The 14,753-nt window shown below is 71.6% G+C and carries 15 protein-coding genes; 9 read left to right on the forward strand and 6 right to left on the reverse strand.

Going from position 1 to position 14,753, the window contains the following annotated elements; translation table 11 throughout:
- Positions 1-2: 2 nt before the first annotated feature.
- Positions 3-587, forward strand: coding sequence for an ATP-binding protein (locus tag ACH5AO_RS31995; protein WP_398930793.1), 585 nt, complete (start codon positions 3-5; stop codon positions 585-587).
- Between the two features lie 280 nt (positions 588-867).
- On the opposite strand, the gene ACH5AO_RS32000 is transcribed toward ACH5AO_RS31995, so the two are convergent.
- The gene (locus ACH5AO_RS32000) at positions 868-2,364 is read right to left on the reverse strand and encodes an oligopeptide:H+ symporter (RefSeq protein WP_398930795.1); all 1,497 of its coding nucleotides are present in this window, start codon (positions 2,362-2,364) and stop codon (positions 868-870) included.
- Between the two features lie 514 nt (positions 2,365-2,878).
- Here ACH5AO_RS32000 and ACH5AO_RS32005 point away from each other — a divergent pair.
- Together ACH5AO_RS32005 and ACH5AO_RS32010 are read left to right on the forward strand one after the other, a co-directional pair.
- Positions 2,879-3,556, forward strand: a complete 678-nt coding sequence (locus ACH5AO_RS32005; protein WP_398930797.1) for a response regulator transcription factor — start codon at positions 2,879-2,881, stop codon at positions 3,554-3,556.
- Positions 3,557-3,655: 99 nt separating this feature from the next.
- A complete protein-coding gene (locus ACH5AO_RS32010; protein WP_398930799.1) occupies positions 3,656-4,930 on the forward strand; it encodes an ATP-binding protein in 1,275 nt (424 codons plus the stop codon).
- A gap of 29 nt (positions 4,931-4,959) precedes the next feature.
- Here the strand turns inward: ACH5AO_RS32010 and ACH5AO_RS32015 are convergent, their stop codons facing one another.
- Positions 4,960-5,502: a GtrA family protein gene (locus ACH5AO_RS32015; RefSeq protein WP_398930801.1), complete on the reverse strand. Its 543-nt coding sequence runs from the start codon at positions 5,500-5,502 to the stop codon at positions 4,960-4,962.
- A 163-nt stretch (positions 5,503-5,665) separates the two neighbouring features.
- Here ACH5AO_RS32015 and ACH5AO_RS32020 point away from each other — a divergent pair, with 163 nt between their 5' ends.
- The 3 genes from ACH5AO_RS32020 to ACH5AO_RS32030 are packed head-to-tail and all read left to right on the forward strand — an operon-like array spanning position 5,666 to position 8,510.
- A complete protein-coding gene (locus tag ACH5AO_RS32020; protein ID WP_398930804.1) occupies positions 5,666-6,805 on the forward strand; it encodes a 5-(carboxyamino)imidazole ribonucleotide synthase in 1,140 nt (379 codons plus the stop codon).
- Positions 6,802-7,326 carry a 5-(carboxyamino)imidazole ribonucleotide mutase gene (gene purE / locus ACH5AO_RS32025; RefSeq protein ID WP_398930806.1) on the forward strand — a complete coding sequence of 175 codons (525 nt, stop codon included), beginning with the start codon at positions 6,802-6,804 and terminating at the stop codon, positions 7,324-7,326. The genes ACH5AO_RS32020 and purE overlap by 4 nt, the downstream gene beginning before the upstream one ends.
- A gap of 5 nt (positions 7,327-7,331) precedes the next feature.
- Positions 7,332-8,510, forward strand: a complete 1,179-nt coding sequence (locus ACH5AO_RS32030) for a dipeptidase (protein ID WP_398930808.1) — start codon at positions 7,332-7,334, stop codon at positions 8,508-8,510.
- A gap of 18 nt (positions 8,511-8,528) precedes the next feature.
- Here ACH5AO_RS32030 and ACH5AO_RS32035 read toward each other — a convergent pair whose 3' ends face one another.
- Positions 8,529-8,921 carry a VOC family protein gene (locus ACH5AO_RS32035; RefSeq protein ID WP_398930810.1) on the reverse strand — a complete coding sequence of 131 codons (393 nt, stop codon included), beginning with the start codon at positions 8,919-8,921 and terminating at the stop codon, positions 8,529-8,531.
- A 22-nt stretch (positions 8,922-8,943) separates the two neighbouring features.
- Positions 8,944-9,303, reverse strand: coding sequence for a VOC family protein (locus tag ACH5AO_RS32040; protein ID WP_398930813.1), 360 nt, complete (start codon positions 9,301-9,303; stop codon positions 8,944-8,946).
- Between the two features lie 109 nt (positions 9,304-9,412).
- Between ACH5AO_RS32040 and ACH5AO_RS32045 the strand changes: the two genes are divergently transcribed.
- The gene (locus ACH5AO_RS32045; RefSeq protein ID WP_398930815.1) at positions 9,413-9,919 is read left to right on the forward strand and encodes a CGNR zinc finger domain-containing protein; all 507 of its coding nucleotides are present in this window, start codon (positions 9,413-9,415) and stop codon (positions 9,917-9,919) included.
- A 237-nt stretch (positions 9,920-10,156) separates the two neighbouring features.
- Here ACH5AO_RS32045 and ACH5AO_RS32050 read toward each other — a convergent pair whose 3' ends face one another.
- Positions 10,157-11,500 (reverse strand): UDP-glucose dehydrogenase family protein, encoded by a 1,344-nt coding sequence (locus tag ACH5AO_RS32050; RefSeq protein ID WP_398930817.1) that lies wholly within the window; start codon positions 11,498-11,500, stop codon positions 10,157-10,159.
- Positions 11,501-11,681: 181 nt separating this feature from the next.
- On the opposite strand from ACH5AO_RS32050, the gene ACH5AO_RS32055 reads away from it, so the two are divergent.
- On the forward strand, positions 11,682-12,839 hold the full coding sequence (locus tag ACH5AO_RS32055; RefSeq protein ID WP_398930819.1) for an acyl-CoA dehydrogenase: 1,158 nt from the start codon (positions 11,682-11,684) through the stop codon (positions 12,837-12,839).
- Between the two features lie 72 nt (positions 12,840-12,911).
- Here ACH5AO_RS32055 and ACH5AO_RS32060 read toward each other — a convergent pair whose 3' ends face one another.
- On the reverse strand, positions 12,912-14,075 hold the full coding sequence (locus ACH5AO_RS32060) for a phosphatidylserine/phosphatidylglycerophosphate/cardiolipin synthase family protein (protein ID WP_398930821.1): 1,164 nt from the start codon (positions 14,073-14,075) through the stop codon (positions 12,912-12,914).
- A gap of 166 nt (positions 14,076-14,241) precedes the next feature.
- Here ACH5AO_RS32060 and ACH5AO_RS32065 point away from each other — a divergent pair, with 166 nt between their 5' ends.
- The gene (locus tag ACH5AO_RS32065) at positions 14,242-14,610 is read left to right on the forward strand and encodes a four-helix bundle copper-binding protein (protein WP_398930823.1); all 369 of its coding nucleotides are present in this window, start codon (positions 14,242-14,244) and stop codon (positions 14,608-14,610) included.
- Positions 14,611-14,753 lie beyond the last annotated feature (143 nt).

Consider the following 14,753-nt stretch of genomic DNA (forward strand, 5'->3'; position numbering starts at 1 on the left):
TGATGAGCACCACCCGGCCCTATTCGCCGGGCGACCGCGGTCCGGAGCCCGGCGGCGCTTCCGCGCCGCCCGGGGGCGGCGCGCCGGTGGAGGGCGCGTCCGACCGGGGCGTCGCCGTGCCCACCGCGTCACCGGGGTCCTCCGGGCCGTCGGGGTCCTCCGGGCCGTCGGGCGACGGCGGCCAGGTCCGCCGGCTGAGCTTCGACGGCGAGAGCGGCGTCGTACCGCTCGCCCGTGACTTCACCCGCCAGGCGCTGTACGCGTGGGGCTGGCTGCCCGCCGCCACCGCCGACCGGCGGGCCGCCGCGGAGGACGTCCTGCTCGTCGTCTCCGAGCTGGTCACCAACGCCTGCCTGCACGCCGAGGGGCCGGACCGTCTGGCCATCACCTGCGACAAGAAGGTGATCCGGATCGAGGTCACCGACCGGGGCGCGGGCCAGCCGGCCCCGCGCACCCCGCACCGGGCGGGCCGCCCCGGTGGCCACGGCATGTTCATCGTGCAGCGGCTCTGCCTGGACTGGGGGGTCGTACGGGCCCCGGACGTCGCGGGCAAGACGGTCTGGGCGGAACTCGGGGCACCCGCGTAGCCCCTCCGGGCCGCCGCCGCGGCCGGAGTCCGGCACCGGCCCACGCCGGTTCCGGCCCGGGGGTTTCCTCGCCCCCGCCGCCCCTTCCCGTCCCGAATCCGGTGCTCCGCCCCGGACCCCGCTCCTCGAACGCCGGAGAGGCCGATATCCGGCCCCTCCGGGAAGGGGCGGCGGGGCGGAGCGAAGCAAGTGGCCGTACACGCCCCGCCCCTCCCACGGACGCCCGAAGGGCCCGCATCCACCGGATGCGGGCCCTTCGTACCGAGCCGTGGGGGAAGGCTCAGCGCACGTCGCCCATGAGGGCCTTGACCTTGTTGCGGTACATCCACACCGCGACACCGGCGACCACCGCGAGGGTCGCCTCCATCGCGACGATGCCCGCCTTGTTCAGGTCGACGCCGGCGAGGGAGAGCAGACCGGTCGTGGCGTCACCGGCGGTGACGGCCAGGAACCAGACGCCCATCATCTGCGAGGCGTACTTCGCGGGCGCCATCTTCGTGGTGACCGACAGGCCGACCGGGGAGAGCAGCAGCTCACCGACGGTCTGCGTGAAGTAGATCGCCACCAGCCACAGCGCCGCGGCCTTGTGGCCGCCCTCGGCGATCGACAGCGGGGCCAGGAAGAGGAAGAAGGACACGCCGACCAGCGCCAGACCGGACGCGAACTTCACGATCGTGCTCGGCTCCTTGCCGCGCCGGTTCAGCGCCAGCCAGATCCAGGCGAAGACCGGGGCCAGCGCCATGATCAGGACCGGGTTGACCGACTGGTACCAGGAGACCGGGAAGTCCCAGCCGAGGACGCTGTTCTCGGCCGACGAGTCGGCGAAGATCGACAGGGTCGAGCCGCCCTGGTCGTAGATCATCCAGAAGATCGCGGCGGCGACGAAGAACCAGATGTACGCGGACATCTTCGACTGCTCGGCGCGGTCCAGGTCCTTGTCGCGCTTGATCCGGACGATCACCATCACCGGGACGATCACGCCGAGCAGCGTCAGCGGGACCAGGACCCAGTTCAGGGTGTAGTTGCCGGTGAGGCCGATGACGGCGTACGCGACGACGGCGATGCCCGCCCAGAACGCGGCCTTGCGCAGCGTCGCGGACTTCTCCTCGGCCGACAGCGGCTTCGGGACGACACCGGAACGCGCGTCCAGGTGGCGGCTGCCCATCAGGAACTGCGCCACACCGAGACCCATGCCCAGCGCGGCGAGCGCGAAGCCCAGGTGCCAGTTCACGTTCTCGCCGATGGTGCCGATGATCAGCGGCGCGGCGAAGGCACCCAGGTTGATGCCCATGTAGAAGACGGTGAAGCCGCCGTCCCGGCGCGGGTCGTCCGGGCCCTGGTAGAGCTGGCCGACCATCGTGGAGATGTTGGCCTTCAGCAGACCGGAACCGATGGCGACCAGGCCGAGCCCCGCGTAGAAGGTGCCGGAGGACGGCAGGGCCAGCGTCAGGTGGCCCAGCATGATGACGCCGCCGGCGACGGCGACGGTCTTGCGGGGACCCCAGACGCGGTCGCCGAACCAGCCGCCCGGCATCGTGAGCAGGTACACCAGCGAGAGGTACACCGAGTAGATCGCGGTCGCGGTGCCCGCGCTCAGCCCCAGACCGCCCGGCGCGACGAGGTACAGCGGGAGCAGAGCCCTCATGCCGTAGTAGGAGAACCGCTCCCACATCTCGGTCATGAAGAGAGTGGCCAGTCCGCGGGGGTGGCCGAAGAAGGTCTTCTCGGAGCCGGGGGTTCCCGGAGTGACCGAGTCCTTCGTCAGGCTGGACGCCATGGTCGTTCCTTGCTGGTCGGGACGCGTCGCGCGAGCGTGTACGCGCCCGGTGGGGGGCGGCCGGCACCGGCGGGGCCGTACCGTCCGCCCCACGCCCGGGGGAGGGCCGCTCCAGGTCTCGGAACGGCGGACGGCGACCACCGGGATCCACGCCCCGCCGTGCGTCTGCGCGCGACGGGGCCCGGCCACAGGTCATTCCTTCCGGGGCCGGCGCACAGGCCGGCCCGCACACAGAAGAGACCCTCGGCGTCGACTGCGCCAAAGGTCCCCGTGGTGCAACAGGCGTTGATTCACCATACGGCAGGACAGTGCCGGATATGGAAGGACTTGAGACACGGATCACAGGTTCTACCGGAACCGCGATCACCCATTCGAAGGTCTCTTCAAGGTTCACACCTCACACCCGCAGGCGCGAATCGTGACCGCCGCGGGTGAGAAACGGGTGTGAGAGAGGTGAGGGGCAGCGCTCGCGATCACACCCCGGGCCCCGTGGCGGCGGGATTACCATCACTGCATGACCCGTGTACTGCTCGCCGAGGACGACGCGTCCATCTCGGAGCCGCTGGCCCGCGCCCTGCGCCGGGAGGGATACGAAGTCGAGGTGCGCGAGGACGGACCCACCGCGCTCGAAGCCGGCATGCAGGGCGGCGTCGACCTGGTGGTGCTGGACCTCGGACTGCCCGGCATGGACGGCCTCGAGGTCGCCCGCCGGCTCCGCGCCGGGGGGCACACGGTTCCCCTGCTGATTCTGACCGCGCGCGCCGACGAGGTGGACACGGTCGTCGGCCTGGACGCGGGCGCCGACGACTACGTCACCAAGCCGTTCCGGCTCGCCGAGCTGCTGGCCCGGGTCCGGGCCCTGCTGCGGCGCGGTTCCGCCGACCCCCAGCAGCCGCCCGCCACCCACGGGGTGCGCATCGACGTCGAGTCGCACCGGGCCTGGATGGGCGACGAGGAGCTCCAGCTCACCGCGAAGGAGTTCGACCTGCTGCGGGTCCTGGTGCGGGACGCGGGCCGGGTCGTCACCCGCGACCAGTTGATGCGCGAGGTCTGGGACACCACCTGGTGGTCCTCCACCAAGACCCTCGACATGCACATCTCCTGGCTGCGCAAGAAGCTGGGCGACGACGCCGCCAACCCCCGCTACATCGCGACCGTGCGCGGCGTGGGCTTCCGCTTCGAGAAGAGCTAGAAGAAGAGCCAGAAGAGTCAGAAGAAGAACCAGAAGAACCAGAGGAGCCGGAAGAGCCGGCCGCAACCCCGTGGGGTCTTCCGTCTTGGGTAAGAGGACATGCGCCGCCGCCTGATCCAGTCCACGCTCGCCGTGGTGCTCGTCGTGATCGCCGTCTTCGGCGTCTCCCTGGTGATCGTCGAGACCCGCACCATCAGCGAGAGCGCCAAGGAGCGGGTGGAGTCCGAGGCGGTCCGGCTGGCCAGCATCGTCGACAGCCGGCTGCTCGTCGAGGACAAGGTCACCGCCGAGATCATCAGCGACCAGATCACCGAGGACCGGTACGCCGTCATCAAGATCCCCGGCAAACCGCCCATCGAGGTCGGCACCGAGCCGGACGGCGACGTCATCAGCGCCACGGAACCCGGTGAGGAGGGCGAGACGGTCACCGTCCAGGAGCCGCGCTCCTCGGTGACCCGGGAGGTCGGCCGCACGCTGCTGATCATCGTCCTGGTGGCGCTGCTCGCGGTGGTCGCGGCGGTGCTGCTGGCGGTGCGCCAGGCCAACCGGCTCGCCTCCCCGCTGACCGACCTCGCGGAGACCGCCGAACGCCTCGGCTCCGGCGACCCCCGCCCCCGCCACCGCCGCTACGGCGTTCCCGAGCTGGACCGGGTCGCGGACGTGCTGGACCACTCCGCCGAGCGCATCGCCCGCATGCTGACCGCCGAGCGGCGCCTCGCCGCCGACGCCTCCCACCAGCTGCGCACCCCCCTCACCGCGCTGTCCATGCGCCTGGAGGAGATCACCCTCACCGACGACCCGGACACGGTGAAGGAGGAGGCCACGATCGCGCTGACGCAGGTGGAGCGGCTGACGGACGTGGTGGAGCGGCTGCTGACCAACTCCCGCGACCCGCGCACCGGCTCCGCGGTCACCTTCGACCTCGACGAGGTGATCCAGCAGCAGCTCGCCGAGTGGCGCCCCGCCTACCGCAGCGCGGGCCGCGCGATCGTCACCTCGGGCAAGCGGCAGCTGCGGGCGGTGGGCACGCCGGGCGCGGTCGCCCAGGTGCTGGCGGCGCTGATCGAGAACTCGCTGATGCACGGGGGCGGCACGGTCGCCCTGCGCACCCGGGTCACCGGCAACCAGGTCGTCGTCGAGGTCACCGACGAGGGACCGGGCATTCCCGCCGACCTGGGGGCGCGGATCTTCGAACGGGCGATCAGCGGCCGCAACTCCACCGGCATCGGCCTCGCCGTCGCCCGCGACCTGGCGGAGGCGGACGGCGGCCGGCTGGAGATGCTCCAGGCCAGCCCGGCCGTCTTCGGCCTGTTCCTCTCCCGCACGCCACCGCAGAGGTCCCCGGACGACGAGCCCCGCCAGACGGTGCGCTGACGGCCACGGCCGACTATGGCCGGATACGGCTACGGCACGCGCTGCGTCGTACGGGAGCCGTCGGCGGACGCGCCGCCCCGCGCCACCGGCTCCCGGACCGGCAGCGCGCGGAACACCCAGGTGCGGTACGACCAGAAGCGGAACAGGGTCGCCACGCCGATGCCGAAGAACTTGAAGATGTTGCTCTGCAGCGGGCTGTCCCAGCCGAAACCGTACGTGGCCGTGTACAGCACGCCGTTCTCGATCACCAGGCCGACCGCGCTGAACAGCAGGAACAGCGTCATCTCCCGGGTGCGCCGGGACTTGTCGCGCTCCCGGTAGGCGAAGTAGCGGAAGCCGACGTAGTTGAAGATGATCGCCACGACGGTGGCGATGACGCTCGCCCGCACCACCTGGAGGTCCGTCACCTGCCGGACCAGGTTGAACACGAGGAGATTGACCAGCAGACCCACTCCGCCGACCGCACCGAACTTCACGACCTCGCGGACCAGCCGGTCGATCCGCTCCCGCACGGTGCCGCGCGGGGCCGGTGCCGGGGCCGTGGCCGGAGGCCCGGAGGAACCGCGTCCCATGGTCGTGCTGGCCCCCGTCCGTCGTTCGGCGTCAACCAGACCATGCTAACCACCCGTCCTCGCGATCTTCCTGCGGACGGAGACCGCGGCCGTGGACCGGCCGGAACCGTCCGGGAAGAGGCCCGTAAACCGGCCACGGTGGCTCGGCCGATACCCTGGGGGCGTGACGTTCCCGGTAGTCGGCATGGTCGGCGGTGGCCAGCTCGCTCGTATGACACACGAGGCGGGCATCCCGCTCGGCATCAGGTTCAAGCTCCTCAGTGACACTCCGCAGGATTCCGCGGCGCAGGTCGTCGGCGACGTCGTCGTCGGCGACTACCGCGACCTGGAGACGCTGCGCGCGTTCGCGCGCGGCTGCGACGTGATCACCTTCGACCACGAGCACGTGCCCACCGAGCACCTCAGGGCCCTGGAGGCGGACGGCATCCCCGTCCGGCCGGGCCCCGACGCGCTGGTGCACGCCCAGGACAAGGGCGTGATGCGCGCGAAGCTCGACGCGATCGGGGTGCCGTGCCCGCGGCACCGCATCGTCGCCGACCCCGAGGACGTGGCCGCGTTCGCCGCGGAGGGCGAGGGCTTCCCCGTCGTCCTCAAGACGGTCCGCGGCGGCTACGACGGCAAGGGCGTGTGGGTCGTCGGCTCCGTCGAGGAGGCCGCCGAGCCGTTCAAGGCCGGTGTCGCCGTCCTCGCCGAGGAGAAGGTCGACTTCGTGCGCGAGCTGGCCGCCAACGTGGTCCGCTCCCCGCACGGGCAGGCCGTCGCCTACCCGGTCGTGGAGTCGCGGCAGGTCGACGGCGTCTGCGACACGGTCGTCGCGCCCGCCCCCGACCTCGACGAGGCCCTCGCCCTGAAGGCCGAGGAGATGGCGCTGAACATCGCCAAGGAGCTGGGCGTCGTCGGCCACCTCGCGGTGGAGCTGTTCCAGACCCGCGACGGCCGCGTCCTCGTCAACGAGCTCGCGATGCGCCCGCACAACTCCGGCCACTGGAGCCAGGACGGCGCGATCACCTCGCAGTTCGCCAACCACGTCCGCGCCGTCCTCGACCTCCCGCTCGGCGACCCCCGCCCGCGCGCGAAGTGGACGGTCATGGTCAACGTCCTCGGCGGCGACTACCCGGACATGTACTCCGCGTACCTGCACTGCATGGCCCGCGACCCCCAGCTGAAGATCCACATGTACGGCAAGGACGTGAAGCCCGGCCGCAAGGTGGGCCACGTCAACACCTACGGCGACGACCTGGACGACGTGCTGGAGCGCGCCCGTCACGCAGCCGGCTACCTGAGAGGCACGATCACCGAATGAGCCCTGTTGTCGGCATCGTCATGGGGTCGGACTCCGACTGGCCCGTCATGGAAGCGGCGGCCAAGGCCCTCGACGAGTTCGAGATCGCCTACGAGGTCGACGTGGTCTCCGCGCACCGCATGCCCCGCGAGATGATCGCGTACGGCGAGCAGGCCGCGGACCGGGGACTCAAGGTGATCATCGCGGGTGCGGGCGGAGCCGCCCACCTGCCCGGCATGCTCGCCTCGGTCACCCCGCTGCCCGTCATCGGCGTGCCCGTGCCGCTGAAGTACCTCGACGGCATGGACTCCCTGCTGTCCATCGTGCAGATGCCGGCCGGCGTGCCCGTGGCCACCGTCTCCGTCGCCGGGGCGCGCAACGCGGGCCTGCTCGCGGCCCGTATGCTCGCCGCCCACGACGAGGAACTCCTCGGCCGCATGCGGGAGTTCCAGCAGGAGCTCAACGACCAGGCCACCGAGAAGGGCAAGCGGCTGCGCGCCAGGGCCGAGGGCTCCGCCGCCGGCTTCGGCTTCGGGAAGTGACGCGGATGACCTCGCTGGACCGGGCCCGGGAGCTGCTGCGCGAGTTCCCCGTCGTCGACGGGCACAACGACCTGCCGTGGGCGCTGCGCGAACAGGTCCGCTACGACCTCGGCGCCCGCGACATCGCCGACGACCAGTCCGCCCACCTGCACACCGACCTCCCCCGGCTGCGCGCGGGCGGGGTCGGCGCGCAGTTCTGGTCGGTGTACGTCCGCGCGGACCAGCCCGACCCGGTACCGGCCACGCTGGAACAGATCGACTGCGTACGGCAGTTGCTGGACCGTCACCCGCGGGAGCTGGCGCCCGCGCTGACCGCCGCGGACATGGAGGCCGCGCGGAGCCAGGGCCGTATCGCCTCCCTCATGGGGGCGGAGGGCGGCCACTCCATCGCCGACTCCCTCGGTACGCTCCGCGGGCTGTACGGCCTGGGCGTGCGCTATCTGACCCTCACCCACAACTTCAACGTGGCGTGGGCGGACTCGGCGACCGACGAGCCCGCCGTGGGCGGCCTGTCGGCCTTCGGCCGCGAGGTGGTGCGGGAGATGAACCGGCTCGGCATGCTGGTCGACCTCTCCCACGTCGCCGCCACGACCATGCGGGACGCGCTGGACGCCACCTCGGCGCCGGTGATCTTCTCGCACTCCTCCGCCCGCGCGGTCTGCGACCACCCGCGCAACATCCCCGACGACGTGCTGGAGCGGCTGCCCGCCAACGGCGGTGTCGCGATGGTGACGTTCGTGCCGAAGTTCGTGCTCCAGGCGGCCGTCGACTGGACGGCCGCGGCCGACGAGAACATGCGCGCCCACGGCTTCCACCACCTCGACACCACCGCCGAGGGGATGAAGGTGCACCGCGCCTTCGAGGAGTCCCACCCGCGCCCGGTCGCCACCGTCTCCACCGTGGCCGACCACCTCGACCACATGCGCGAGGTCGCCGGCGTCGACCACCTCGGCATCGGCGGCGACTACGACGGCACGGCCTTCACCCCCGACGGCTTGAACGACGTCTCCGGCTACCCGAACCTGATCGCCGAACTCCTCGACCGCGGCTGGTCGAAGGCCGACCTGGCCAAGCTCACGTGGAAGAACGCGGTACGGGTCCTGGGCGCCGCGGAGGACGTGGCCCGGCACCTCCAAGAAACCCGCGCCCCGTCCAACGCCACCCTGGCCTCCCTGGACGGCTGAGCGGCCAGGGCCCTCAGGTCAGGGCTGTTCGATTCGGCAGAGGCAGAACGGATGCCCTGCCGGATCGGCGTACACCCGGAAGCCCTTGCTCTCGTAGTCCTCCCGGTCCAGCACCCGGGCCCCCAGCGCCAGCACCTTCGCCTCGGCCGCGTCGATCTCCTCCCAGGTCCCGCCGGCGTCGAAGTCGAGGTGGAACTGCTGGGAGTCGTGGTCGGCGCGCGGCCACTGCGGCGGGGCGTACCCCGGCGCCCGCTGGAAGGCGAGCCGGGGCCCCGCGGGGATCTGCAGCACCACCCAGTCCGGGTCCTCCTCCACGGGCGTGCCGCCGCCGACGGCCGCGTAGAAGACGGCCAGTTCACGCGGGTCGGAGCAGTCGAGAACGACGGAACGCAGACGGGCCACGGGGGCCATGGGTCCTCCAGGGTTCAGCGGGTCAGCAGGCGCAGAGGCAGAACGGGTGCCCGGCCGGATCCGCGTAAACCCGAAAGGTCCGCGAGTGGTCGTCGGCGTCCAGCGGCCTCGCGCCCAGCGCCAGCACCTCCTTCTCGGCCGCGTCCAGGTCCTCGACCGTCAGGTCCAGGTGGAACTGCTGCGAACCGTCGTCCGACGGCCACCGCGGCGGTACGTACCCCGGGGACGCCTGGAAGGCGAGGACCGGGCCGCCGTCCACCTTCAGGTCCACCCAGTCGCCCTCGTCCACCACCGTGCCGCCCACGATCCCGGCGTAGAAACCGGCCAGCGCGCGCGGATCCGGACAGTCCAGGACGACGGCGCCCACCTTGGCAACGGACATGACTTCCTCCTTGTTGTTACCGGTAGATCCGGTCAACCGGTATCCGTTACCGCATGCTGCCCCATGGGCGGTAACGTCGCAAGGGAATAACGGGAGGTACGGTCCAGGCATGAGCGAGAGAGCGGCCCCGCCCGGGAGGCTGGCCCTGGTCCAGGCCCTGGTCAACACGCTGGACGTCGAGTCGGGCGCCGACGCGCTGGACACGGCGGACGGCCGTGCTCCCTTCGGGCTCACCGAGGACACCGCCGCCTCCGCCCGCGAACTGCGCGAGTCCCTGCGCGCCACCCTGCTCGCCCACGCCGGGCACCCGCCGCACCGCGCGGTCACCCCGCTCGGCGAGCTGCTGGCCCGGGCGCCCCTGGTGGTCACGGTCGACCCGGCGGACGGCTCCGCCGCACTCGCCCCCGTCGACGACGGCCCCCTGCTCTCCCGCGTGGCCGCCGCCGTCGCGGAAGCGGTCACGGCGGGCACCTGGAGCCGGCTGAAGGCGTGCGAGGCCGCCGACTGCCACTGGGCGTACTACGACCGCAGCCCCGCCGGACGCGGCCGCTGGTGCTCCATGCAGGTGTGCGGGGCCCGCGCGAAGATGCGGCGCTACCGGGCGAAGGGTGCTTAGACGCCCCGCCGGGGGTGTGCCGTCGGTCGTCTGCCGCGCCGTCGTGGCTGGTCGCGCCCACGCGGCGGTAGCCGCACGTCAATACGGCCCCGCGCCCCTGCAGGGTATTGCCGTGCCGCAGTGAACCGCGCCGGGAAGGGCGCGTAGCCGCACCGCGCCCGCGCCCGGTGGGGCAGAATGCGGCAGGACGCCGGTTCGGCCGACTGAGCCTCGGCCGAACCGGCGTCACCCGTGCCGTCAGGCGGTGGGACGTCCCATCGCGCGGTAGCGCCAGCCGGCCCGCCGCCACACCTCCGGGTCGAGCGCGTTGCGCCCGTCGAGGACCAGCCGCTGGGCCGCCACCTCGCCCAGCGCCGCCGTGTCCAGCTCGCGGAACTCCCGCCACTCCGTCAGGTGCAGCACGACGTCCGCCCCGCGCACCGCCTCCAGCGCCGAGTCGGCGTACCCCAGGGTCGGGAAGAGGCCACGGGCGTTGTCCATGCCCTTCGGGTCGTACACCGTGACCTGGCCGCCCTGCAGGTGGATCTGCCCGGCCACGTTCAGCGCCGGCGAGTCCCGGACGTCGTCCGAGTCCGGCTTGAAGGTCGCGCCCAGCACCGCCACCCGCTTGCCCAGGAACGACCCGCCGCCCAGCGCCTGCCGGGTCAGCTCCACCATCCGGCCGCGCTGACGCATGTTGATCGAGTCGATCTCCCGCAGGAACGTCAGCGCCTGGTCCGCGCCCAGCTCACCGGCGCGCGCCATGAACGCCCGGATGTCCTTCGGCAGGCAGCCGCCGCCGAAACCGATCCCGGCCCGCAGGAACTTCGCGCCGATCCGGTCGTCGTAGCCGATCGCCTCCGCCAGCTTGGCGACGTCGCCGTCCGCGGCCTCGCACACCTCGGCCATCGCGTTGATGAACGAGATCTTCGTGGCCAGGAAGGAGTTCGCGGAGGTCTTCACCAGCTCCGCGGTCGCGAAGTCCGTCACCACGAACGGCGAGCCCTCCCCGACCGGTGTGGCGTACACCTCCCGCAGCACCTTCTCCGCCCGCTCGCCGCGCACCCCCACCACGATCCGGTCCGGGTGCAGCGTGTCCCGCACGGCGAAGCCCTCGCGCAGGAACTCCGGGTTCCACGCCAGCTCCGCGTCCTCCCCCGCGGGGGCGTGCTCGGCCAGGTAGGCGGCCAGCCGGTCGGCCGAGCCGACGGGCACCGTCGACTTGCCCACGACCAGCGCGGGACGCTTCAGGTGCGGCGCGAGCGAGGCGATCGCGGAGTCGACGTACGTCATGTCGCAGGCGTACTCGCCGTGCCGCTGCGGGGTGTTCACACAGACGAAGTGGACGTCGCCGAACTCACCGGCCTCGGCCCAGTCCATCGTGAACCGCAGCCGCCCGGTGGACCCCTCGATCCCCGCGACGTGCCTGCGCAGCAACTCCTCGAGCCCCGGCTCGTACATCGGGACCTCACCGCGCCGGAGCTTGTCGATCTTCTCCGGTACGACGTCGAGGCCCAGCACCTCGAACCCCAGCTCCGCCATGGCCGCCGCGTGGGTCGCGCCGAGATAACCGGTGCCGATCACGGTGATCTTGAGGGCCATGGGTGCTCCAGGGGTCTACGGCGTGCGGTGCGGGCCTGAGCATAACCGGGGGCCCGGGGACACAGGCGACGACCTGTCGCCCAGCTCACCTACCCACAACCGTGGCCGGCGTTCTAAAATTTGGGTTACTTAACGGTAGTTAGCGTGACCAGCATCGCAGCGTTTTGGAGCGTGAGAGACCTTGGCCGGATCGGCTGACTTCGACCTGTACCGCCCGTCCGAGGAGCACGACATGCTCCGCGACGCCGTCCGCTCGCTGGCCGAGGCGAAGATCGCGCCGTACGCCGCCGCGGTCGACGAGGAGGCCCGCTTCCCGCGGGAGGCCCTCGACGCCCTGACCGCGAACGACCTGCACGCCGTCCACGTGCCCGAGGAGTACGGCGGCGCCGGCGCGGACGCCCTCGCCACGGTCATCGTGATCGAGGAGGTGGCCCGCGTCTGCGCGTCCTCCTCCCTGATCCCGGCCGTGAACAAGCTGGGCTCGCTGCCGGTGATCCTCTCCGGCTCCGAGGCGCTGAAGAAGAAGTACCTGGCCCCGCTCGCCAAGGGCGACGCGATGTTCTCGTACTGCCTCTCCGAGCCCGACGCCGGCTCCGACGCGGCCGGCATGAAGACCAGGGCGGTCCGCGACGGCGACACCTACGTCCTCAACGGCGTGAAGCGCTGGATCACCAACGCCGGCGAGTCCGAGTACTACACGGTGATGGCCGTCACGGACCCGGAGAAGCGCTCGAAGGGGATCTCCGCGTTCGTCGTGGAGAAGTCCGACGAGGGCGTCTCCTTCGGCGCCCCCGAGAAGAAGCTCGGCATCAAGGGCTCGCCGACCCGCGAGGTGTACCTCGACAACGTCCGCATCCCCGCCGACCGCATGATCGGCGAGGAGGGCACCGGCTTCGCCACCGCGATGCGGACCCTGGACCACACCCGCATCACCATCGCCGCCCAGGCCCTCGGCATCGCCCAGGGCGCCCTCGACTACGCCAAGGGCTACGTCAAGGAGCGCAAGCAGTTCGGCAAGCCGATCGCCGACTTCCAGGGCGTCCAGTTCATGCTCGCCGACATGGCCATGAAGATCGAGGCCGCCCGCCAGCTCACCTACGCCGCCGCCGCGAAGTCCGAGCGCGGCGACGGCGACCTCACCTTCCAGGGCGCCGCCGCCAAGTGCTTCGCCTCCGACGTCGCCATGGAGGTCACCACCGACGCCGTCCAGCTCCTCGGCGGCTACGGCTACACCCGCGACTACCCGGTCGAGCGCATGATGCGCGACGCGAAGATCACCCAGATCTACGAGGGTACGAATCAAGTCCAGCGGATCGTGATGGCCCGCAACCTGCCGTAACGGCGGGCGGACCGGAAAGCGGAGGGTGTCCGGGGCCGGGCGCCCTCCGCTCTTCCCGGCCGCCGCGCGCCGTCACAGGAAGCGGCGGATCGGGGTGACCGCGGCCTCGGCGAGGCGCTCGGTCAGGGGGCGGCGCCGCCAGCGGGCCGGGTCGACGGGCTCGCTCAGCTCGCGGTCGGCGTCGAAGTCGGCGTCCAGCGCGGCCGTGAAGTCCTCGTCGAGGACGGCCAGCATGACCTCCTCGTCGTGCTCCAGGGAGCGTCGGTTGAAGTTGGTGGAGCCGATGAGGGAGCAGACGCCGTCCACGGTGATGACCTTCGTGTGCAGCATGGTCGGCTGGTACTCCCGCACCTCCACGCCCGCGTCGACCAGGGTCTGGTAGTGCTGCCGGCCGGCCAGTTGGCAGGCCCGCTGGTCGGTGTGCGGGCCGGGCAGCAGGATCTCCACCCGCACGCCCCGGCGGGCGGCGGCGGCCAGCAGGTCGATGAAGTAGGTGTCGGGCGCGAAGTAGGCCGTGGACAGCCGGAAGCGCTCCCGCGCCGAGGTGATCACCACGCGCAGCAGCGTCTGCATGTCCTGCCAGCCGAAGCTGGCCGAACCCCGCACCACCTGCACCGTGGCGTTCCCCGGCTGCTCCTGCGCGGTGAAGCGGTCGTGCTCGTCGTACAGCTCGTCGTGGCACTCGGCCCAGTTCTGGGCGAAGGCCGCGGCGATGCCGTCCACGGCCGGCCCCCTGACCTTCACGTGGGTGTCGCGCCACTCGCCGGGGTCGCGGGCGTCACCGCACCACTCCTCGGCGATGCCGACGCCCCCGGTGAACGCGGTGTGCTCATCGGTCACCAGGACCTTGCGGTGACAGCGGTGGTTCTGCCGCATCGGTGACAGTCGGAGGGGCTTGCGGAACCAGGCCACCTGGACGCCGGCGTCGTCCATGGCGTCCAGCAGCTCCGGCTCGATCTCCTTGGCGCCGAAACCGTCCAGCAGCAGCCGTACCCGCACCCCCGCGCGGGCCCGCTCGGCCAGGGCGTCGGCGAACTCCCGCGCGATGTCGCCGCGCCAGTACACGAACGTCATCATGTCGACGGTGTGCTCCGCGGCGCGGATGGCCTCCAGCATCGCGGGGAAGATCCGGTCGCCGTTGCGCAGCGGCACGAGCTCGTTGCCCTCGGTCGCGGCGATGCCGATGAGCCGTTCCAGCCGTCTGCGCAGCCGCTGTCTCTCCGCCTGCGGTGTCATGCGTGCCCTCCCCTGAGTCGTTCGTTCCCGCCCCGTCTCTTTTTTCCGCTGCCGGTGCTTCCAAGCAGGGACGTGGTCCGGGCCGTCCTGTGGTGGTCATGGGGGAGGGGGCGTAGGACGGAAGGGCGGGGCCGATTCCCGGCCCTCTCCGTCCCCGGGAGGAACCATGACCCAGCAGCAGCCGATCACCACGGAACCGATGAGCCAGGAGATGCAGGACTGCGTCCAGGCGTGCATGGCCTGCCACGGTGTGTGCGAGGAGAGCATGAGCTCCTGTCTGCAGATGGGCGGCCAGGCCCAGATGCCGATCATGCGGGCGCTCATGGACTGCTCGGAGATGACCCGCATGTGCGCGGACATGATGATGCGCCGCTCGCCGCTGGCGAACGAGATGTGCACGATGTGCGCGCAGGCCTGCGACATGTGTGCCGAGGCGTGCATGTCCATGCCGGACGACGAGAGGATGACGCGCTGCGCGGAGTCCTGTCGCCGCTGCTCCGAGATGTGCCGCGCCATGGCGGGCGCCACGATGTGACGCCGTCGCCGGACACGGCCGTGGGGGGCCCCCCCCGGGGGGGCCCCCCCCCCCCCCCGCCGGGGGGGGGGGGGGGGTGGGGGGGCGTGGTAGTGGGGTTGTGAAAAAATCACCAAACAACAAACAAAAGACCAAAGACACAG

The organism is Streptomyces sp. NPDC018964 (assembly GCF_044390325.1).
Lineage (GTDB): Bacteria > Actinomycetota > Actinomycetes > Streptomycetales > Streptomycetaceae > Streptomyces.